This window comes from Bradyrhizobium sp. STM 3843 (assembly GCF_000239815.1).
In the GTDB taxonomy this organism is placed as follows: Bacteria; Pseudomonadota; Alphaproteobacteria; order Rhizobiales; family Xanthobacteraceae; genus Bradyrhizobium.
Window position 1 is genome coordinate 1 of the sequence record NZ_CAFK01000139.1, and the last position, 7,295, is coordinate 7,295.

At 66.0% G+C, this 7,295-nt stretch carries 8 protein-coding genes; all 8 read left to right on the plus strand.

Going from position 1 to position 7,295, the window contains the following annotated elements:
* On the plus strand, nt 1-257 hold a 257-nt coding region (locus tag BRAS3843_RS41885; protein WP_210161394.1), incomplete at its 5' end, for a hypothetical protein.
* A 107-nt stretch (nt 258-364) separates the two neighbouring features.
* Nucleotides 365-1,039 carry a response regulator transcription factor gene (locus BRAS3843_RS16460; RefSeq protein WP_008970087.1) on the plus strand — a complete coding sequence of 225 codons (675 nt, stop codon included), beginning with the start codon at nt 365-367 and terminating at the stop codon, nt 1,037-1,039.
* A 58-nt stretch (nt 1,040-1,097) separates the two neighbouring features.
* Nucleotides 1,098-2,474: a sensor histidine kinase gene (locus BRAS3843_RS16465; protein ID WP_008970088.1), complete on the plus strand. Its 1,377-nt coding sequence runs from the start codon at nt 1,098-1,100 to the stop codon at nt 2,472-2,474.
* Between the two features lie 103 nt (nt 2,475-2,577).
* Complete coding sequence (locus BRAS3843_RS16470) at nt 2,578-3,999, plus strand: hypothetical protein (RefSeq protein ID WP_008970089.1); 1,422 nt, start codon at nt 2,578-2,580, stop codon at nt 3,997-3,999.
* A 124-nt stretch (nt 4,000-4,123) separates the two neighbouring features.
* Nucleotides 4,124-4,393, plus strand: coding sequence for a hypothetical protein (locus tag BRAS3843_RS16475; protein ID WP_008970090.1), 270 nt, complete (start codon nt 4,124-4,126; stop codon nt 4,391-4,393).
* Nucleotides 4,394-4,530: 137 nt separating this feature from the next.
* Nucleotides 4,531-5,652, plus strand: a complete 1,122-nt coding sequence (ccmI, locus tag BRAS3843_RS16480; RefSeq protein WP_008970091.1) for a c-type cytochrome biogenesis protein CcmI — start codon at nt 4,531-4,533, stop codon at nt 5,650-5,652.
* Nucleotides 5,653-5,682: 30 nt separating this feature from the next.
* Nucleotides 5,683-6,207, plus strand: a complete 525-nt coding sequence (ccmE, locus tag BRAS3843_RS16485) for a cytochrome c maturation protein CcmE (protein WP_008970092.1) — start codon at nt 5,683-5,685, stop codon at nt 6,205-6,207.
* Nucleotides 6,204-7,295, plus strand: a 1,092-nt coding sequence (locus BRAS3843_RS16490; protein ID WP_035981900.1) for a heme lyase CcmF/NrfE family subunit, incomplete at its 3' end; no start/stop codon positions are given. The genes ccmE and BRAS3843_RS16490, both read left to right, overlap by 4 nt.

Here is a 7,295-nt window from a genome sequence, read left to right on the forward strand (position 1 = left end):
CCGACCGGCGCCGCCGCACGCGCAGCAGCGGCTCCGGGGCGGTCGCGGCGTGCGCACTTCAAAAGACCCGGAGGGTGAATGCGCGGGATGAGGTCGGAACCTGCGCCCCCTTCTCAGCCGTCAAGATCCGACGATGTGCGCGCTCCGCAGCTGCCCGGATGCGCCCCGAGGCCTTCCCGGACGCCGCTTCCACGGTCTATATCCTCCGAAGATATCTGCACGATATCGGGTGCGCCGAACCCGCGGCGCAGCTTTGATGACCAAAAAGTAAGGTCGGCGCGACGGTTCCGTTCATGGACGGTTCACGGCATTCCGGCTCATCTTGAGGGCACAAAAATCGTGCAGTTCACCTGTGGAGGCAAGCGTGCGCCTGCTCGTTGTCGAGGACGATCCGGATCTCAACCGCCAGCTGACGACGGCGTTGACCGATGCCGGATATGTGGTCGATCGCGCTTTTGACGGCGAGGAGGGGCACTATCTCGGCGATAGCGAGCCCTATGATGCTGTCGTGCTCGATATCGGCCTGCCGAAGATGGACGGCATCTCGGTGCTGGAGGCCTGGCGGCGCAATGGGCGGGCAATGCCGGTCCTGATCCTGACCGCGCGCGACCGCTGGAGCGACAAGGTCCAGGGGTTCGATGCCGGGGCCGACGACTATGTCGCCAAGCCCTTCCATCTGGAGGAGGTGCTGGCGCGCATCCGCGCGCTGTTGCGGCGCTCCGCCGGCCATGCCCAGAGCGAGCTGACCTGCGGCCCGGTGACCCTCGACACCCGGACCAACAAGGTCACCGTGTCAGGCAATCCGGTCAAGATGACCTCGCATGAGTACCGCCTGCTGCAATATTTGATGCACCATGTCGGCCGCGTGGTCTCGCGCAGCGAGCTGGTCGAGCATCTCTACGATCAGGATTTCGACCGCGACTCCAACACGATCGAGGTCTTCGTCGGTCGCATCCGGAAGAAGCTCGATGTCGACGTGATCCAGACCGTGCGGGGGCTCGGCTATCTGCTCACGCCGCCGCCGTCCACCGGGACCTGATCGCGTGCGAGCGTCGTTGCGGGTGGCCGAGCATCGCCGCTTTCGCTAATTTGCCCTCATGCGCCAAAGTTCGCTTGCCACCCGGCTGTTCCTGTCCGCGACCGCGTGGCTCGTCGTTATCCTCGCGATCACCGGCATCGTCCTGTCCTCGGTCTACCGCAATGCGACCGAGCGGGCCTTCGATCGCAGGCTCAACCTGTATCTCCGTACCCTGATCGCCGAGGTGGCAACGCCGGACGATCCTCCTGACCGCCAGTTCCAGTCGCTCGGCGAGCCGCTATTCGAGCTGCCGCTGTCCGGCTGGTACTGGCAGATCGCGCGCACGGATGGCGACAAGCCGGACGTGCGGGCCTCCCGCTCGCTGTGGGACAAGAAGCTGCCGAAGCTGGACGACGAGGGGATCGAGCTGTCCGCTGCCGGTATTCGGATCGGCTATGTCGAGGGGCCCGAGAACCAGCAGCTGCGGATGGTTGAGCGCCCGGTCGATCTCGGCGCCGACGGCAAGTTCCTGGTCAGCGTCGCCGGCGACGCATCCGAGATCTTCGATGAGACCCGCAGCTTCGACTACTATCTCGGTGGCACCTTCACCGCGCTCGGCATCGTGCTCCTGCTCACCACGCTGTTTCAGGTTCGCTATGGCCTGGCGCCATTGAAGCGGATTTCGGAGGGGATCGCCGATATCCGCTCCGGGCGCGCGGAGCGGCTGGAGGGTGAGTTTCCGGTCGAGATCGCGCCCTTGGCGCGCGAGACCAATGCGCTGCTCGAGGCCAACCGCGAGATCGTGGAGCGCGCACGCATGCATGTCGGCAATCTCGCACATGCGATCAAGACGCCGCTCTCGGTGATCGTCAATGAAGCTGCCACGCATCGCGCCGAGCCGTTCGCGGCCAAGGTGATGGAGCAGGCCGATGTGATGCGCGACCAGGTCACCCATCATCTCGAACGGGCCCGGCTTGCCGCGCGCGTGACCATCGTCGGCACCGTGACCGAGGTGGCGCCGGCGATCGAGGCGCTCCGGCGGACGATGGAAAAGATCTATCGCGAGCGCAGCATCGTGGTCGAGGCCACGACCGATCCGAACATCAGATTCCGCGGCGAACGGCAGGATCTCGAGGAGATGGCTGGCAACCTGGTCGACAATGCCTGCAAATGGGCCTCGTCCCGGGTTTCGATCGAGGCGGCGGCGGTGCCGCTGGCGCAGGCCGGCGCCGCGCCGATGCTGCGGATCATCGTCGACGATGACGGGCGCGGGCTGTCGGCGGCCGAGCGCGCCCAGGTCTCGCGCCGCGGCCAGCGCTTGGACGAGTCCAAGCCGGGGTCGGGGCTGGGGCTGTCGATCGTCAGCGACCTGGCTGCGCTCTATGGCGGTAGCCTGACGCTCTCGGATGCGCCGATCGGCGGCTTGCGGGCCGAATTGAGGCTGCCGGCGATCTAAGCAAATGCAATGACCCTAAAGGGGTTCTTAATACCGCGGCCCCTATGCTGAGCGAACGGGGACGCGCTTGGTGCATCGCCCGCGTTGAAGTGCATGCCGGCACATGGTTCAGACAGCTCAAGAACGGTTAAGGGAATATCTCGGCCAGCTGCCGGCGAATGCGCAGGCGCTGCTGATGCGGGAATTCGAACGGGCGATCGAGCGCGGGCAGGATGTGGCCGTCGCGACGCTCGTGCTTGAGCAGCTGCGCAAGGTGATTCGGACCGACAGCCCGGCACGCACGGACAGCAAGCCCACGGCGCCGGAGCGGCGCGAGCATGGCGACGCGCCGCGGCGCCTGTATCGCCCGATCGAGCCGTTTCTGACCGATAGCACTGGATCAATCCGGCCCGGGCAGATCCGCAGGTCCTCGCTGATGCCAGTCTGGCAATGGCTCGGCCGCGAAGGTGCGCCGGAGAAGACCCGCGACTACGAGGATGCGATATCGGCCCACGGCGAGAATTCGCGCGAAGCCGAGGTCGCCTGCCGGAAGCTGCAGCTCGCGGCCGCCGAGGCGCTGCTCAAGCTGGTAGGGCCGAACGCGACCGGCGACCGTCAGCGCGCGTTGGCCCGTATCGGCACACCGACCGTGATCGAGGACCTGCTGCCGATCGCGCTGGTGCTGCAGAACCGCGAAGCTCTTGACGGTCTCAATGGCCGGCTTCCCGGCATGATCCGCGCGCTCGGGGATTCCCAGATCGCCTCGGTCACCGAGGCCATCAACGTGCCCTCGCTGCAGACCCCGCAGATGCTGCCCTTCGCGCTGTCGCTGGTGACGCAGCGGCTGGTCGCGCCCTGGCAGATCATCCGCCTGGCGATCAAGATCGCCGCATCCGACGACGAGATCCGGGTGGCTGCGACTGCTTACGGCGTCGCGGTCACGATGGCGCTGCACGACCTGGCCAGCCTGGCGGCGGGATTGCGCGCCGACATCAGGCGCGGCCATTTCACCAATCTCGGCGACACGCTGAAGACCCTGCACGACGGCGTCCGCGGCCTGCGCACCGAGCTCGATCTGCGCAGTGAATCGACCTGGGGCAAGCAGCTCACCGCGATCCGGGCCGACATCTCCAATGCGCTGCAGTCCGAGATCGACAGCGTCCCCGGCCGCGTCCGACGCATCCTGCGCCAGCGCGCCGACAAGGACATTCCGCCGGGAGCGGGGGTCGACACCAGCGAAGTCGATGAGGTGGCGGCGCTGATCGAGTTCGTGGCGGTGTGCCGGACCTATGCGAGCGAGCTCGCGATCAACGAGGTGACGCTGCGCACCTATTCCGACCTGCAGCAATATGTCGAGAAGGCCACCGAAGCGCTGGTGCAATCGCTGCGATCAGGCGACGCCCGGGCGCGCGCCTATCGGCAGTCGCAGGTCTCCGCCGCCATCAAGTTCTGCGACGTGCTGTTCGGTCACGACTACGCCGCGCTGATGAGCCGGGCCGCGGACAATGCCAAGAGTGGCGAACGCAAGACGTCGCGCGCCGGCTAATAGTTAATACGCGATTTAGCACGACATCTTAGCACGACCGACTGGAACAATTACCGGTTGACCGCGGCGTGTTCTCGCGCGTACGTACGCAGTTGTTGGCAAACAACTGATTTTAATTACGATCATGATTTCCGTATTGAATTTCGTCGAACTCGAAAACCGCGTTGTTTCCGTCACCTATCGCAACCTGATGGTGAAAGCCAAGGTTGTCCTGGTCGATCGAGCAAGCGGGACCCAGTTGGCCGATCCGGTCACCACGATCACCTCTCCGATGCCGGTCGGATCCTTGCGGATCCGGCTGCCGGCATCGGTCAAGCCGGGAACCTATTTCCTGATGGCGTTGAACGGTCATGGCGACCATGTGGCCAAGAGCGCCGAGTTCGAGATCGCCTAACTACGTAGTGTTCCTGAGTTTTTTGCGTTTTCCCGCTGCGCTACCAAGCGGCCAATTGTGAATTGCCGCAAGCAGCGGCGCTGGCTAAAAGCGGCGCACGGTTGCTTGCCGGTGAGCGCCGCTGGAAACCCCGCCTGATGACCCCTTGGTTCGTGTTTGCGCTGATGACGGCCGCGGCGATCTTCGCCGTCCTGCTGCCCCTGGGGCTCGGCGCGCGCAAGGCTGCCAGCGGGGAAGAAGTCGCGGTCTACAAGGACCAGCTGGCGGAAATCGAACGCGATCTTTCCAGCGGCCTGATTGGCAAGGCTGAGGCGGAGGCGGCCCGCGTCGAGATCGGCCGCCGGCTGCTTGCGGCCGCGGACCAGGCGCAGGATGCGCCGGCCGGCAACAGTCTCGGCATGCGCCGCATCGCGGCCGTGCTGGCGCTGGTCGGCCTGCCGGTGGTCGTGCTCGGCGTTTATCTGCCGCTCGGCTCGCCGCTGCTGCCCGATTTTCCGCTGGTCGCGCGGACCGGGCCATCGAACGGATCGCAGCCGCTCGAGGCGCTGGTGAACCAGGTCGAGCAGCATCTGCAGAAGAATCCCACCGACGCGCGGGGCTGGAATGTGCTGGCGCCGGTGCTGGCCCGGCTCGGCCGTCCCGACGATGCGATCCGCGCCTATCGCAACGCGATCACGTATGGCGGCGACAAGGCCGCGCTTCGGGCCGATCTCGGCGAAGTGATCACGGCGAGCGCCGGCGGCGTGGTCACCGCCGACGCCAAGACCGAGTTCGAGCGGGCGCATGCGCTCGACGCCGACGAGCCGAAGTCGAATTATTTCCTGGGGCTTGCGGCCGAGCAGGATGGACGCAAGACCGACGCTGCGGCGATCTGGCGGGCGATGCTCGCCAAGGCGCCGGCGGACGCGCCATGGCGGCCGCTGGTCACCGCTTCGCTCAAGCGGGTCGGCGGCGGCGAGGCCCCGGCGGGCGCTGAAGCCCCGGCGCTTCCCGCCGAGACCATGGCTGCTGCCAAGGCCATGAATGACGGCGATCGTGAGGCAATGATCCGCGGCATGGTGGATCGTCTTGCCACACGGCTGAAGCAGAATGGCGACGACGTCGAGGGATGGTTGCGGCTGGTGCGCGCCTATATGGTGATGGGGGATGTCGACAAGGCCAAAAGTGCGTTGTCGGAGGCCCGCCAGGCGGTTGCCAATGATGCCGAGCATTTGCGGCAGCTCAACGAGGGGCTCAAGGCGCTCGGCTTGGATGGATGACGGGGTAGCTCCCGCGGTCAGGATATTGGGATGACACGCAAGCAAAGGCGGTTGACGATCATCGGCGGTGCGCTCGCCGTGCTCGCGGTAGCGGCAGCGCTGGTGCTGAATGCGCTGCGCGACTCCATCGTGTTCTTCTCGACGCCCACCATGGTCGCGGAAAAGCATGTCGGGCCGGGTAAGCGGTTCCGGCTCGGCGGCCTGGTGCAGCCGGGCTCGCTGGTGCGCGGCCAGGATCTTGCGGTCACCTTCGAGGTGGCCGATGGCGGCGCCAAGCTGCCGGTCGCCTACAAGGGCATTCTCCCGGACCTGTTCCGTGAAGGGCAGGGCGTGGTCGCCGAAGGCGCGCTGGATGCGAACGGCGTGTTCAAGGCCGACACCGTGCTCGCCAAGCATGACGAGACCTACATGCCCAAGGAGGTCGCCGACGCCTTGAAGAAGCAGGGCCATTGGAAGGACGATTACGGCAAGCCGGCCGCCGCCAAGGACGCCGCTAAGCCGGCCCCGGTCTCGATGCGCGACGGCGCCGAGCGCAACGCAGGAGCGACGCAGTGATTGCAGAGGGCGGACATTATGCGCTGGTGCTGGCGCTCGGCCTGGCGCTGATCCAATCCACCGTGCCGTTGATCGGCGCGCGCCTGCGTGATCCCGCGCTGATGAATGTCGCGCGCTCGGCGGCGCTGGCGCAGCTGCTGTTTGTCGGCGGCTCGTTCCTGGCGCTGGTCACGCTGCACGTGACCTCGGACTTCTCGGTCGTCAACGTGGTCGAGAACTCGCACTCGATGAAGCCGCTGATCTACAAGATCACCGGCGTGTGGGGCAATCACGAGGGCTCGATGCTGTTGTGGGTGTCGATCCTGGCGCTGTTCGGCGGCCTGGTCGCAGCCTTCGGCAACAACCTGCCGCTGTCGCTGCGCGCGCGCGTGCTCAGCGTGCAGGCCTGGATCGCCAGCGCCTTCTATCTCTTCATCCTGATCACCTCGAACCCGTTCGCGCGGATCGCCAACCCTCCGCTCGAGGGCCGCGATCTCAATCCGATCCTGCAGGACATCGGGCTCGCGGTGCATCCGCCGATGCTCTATCTCGGTTATGTCGGCTTCTCGATCTCGTTCTCCTTCGCCATCGCCGCGCTGATCGAGGGCCGGATCGACGCTGCCTGGGCGCGCTGGGTGCGGCCCTGGACGCTGATGGCCTGGATCTTCCTCACGCTCGGCATCGCGATGGGTTCCTACTGGGCCTATTACGAGCTCGGCTGGGGCGGCTGGTGGTTCTGGGATCCGGTCGAGAACGCCTCCCTGATGCCGTGGCTGGCCGGCACCGCGCTGTTGCATTCGGCGCTGGTGATGGAGAAGCGCAATGCGCTGAAGGTCTGGACCATCCTGCTGTCGATCCTGACCTTTTCGCTGTCTTTGCTCGGCACCTTCCTGGTCCGCTCCGGCGTGTTGACCTCGGTGCATGCCTTCGCCACCGATCCGACCCGGGGCGTCTTCATCCTGCTCATTCTCTGCGTCTTCATCGGCGGCAGCCTGACGCTGTTTGCGGCGCGCGCGGCGTCACTGAAGCAGGGCGGCTTGTTCGCGCCGATCTCGCGGGAAGGGGCGTTGGTGCTGAACAATCTGCTGCTCACCACCGCCTGCGCCACC

Excerpts from the sequence above, each read along its gene's own strand:
- BRAS3843_RS16465 (WP_008970088.1), top strand. The coding sequence starts at position 1,098 with ATGCGCCAAAGTTCGCTTGCCACCCGGCTGTTCCTGTCCGCGACCGCG.
- BRAS3843_RS16470 (WP_008970089.1), top strand. The coding sequence starts at position 2,578 with ATGGTTCAGACAGCTCAAGAACGGTTAAGGGAATATCTCGGCCAGCTG.
- BRAS3843_RS16475 (WP_008970090.1), top strand. The coding sequence starts at position 4,124 with ATGATTTCCGTATTGAATTTCGTCGAACTCGAAAACCGCGTTGTTTCC.
- ccmI (WP_008970091.1), top strand. The coding sequence starts at position 4,531 with ATGACCCCTTGGTTCGTGTTTGCGCTGATGACGGCCGCGGCGATCTTC.
- ccmE (WP_008970092.1), top strand. The coding sequence starts at position 5,683 with ATGACACGCAAGCAAAGGCGGTTGACGATCATCGGCGGTGCGCTCGCC.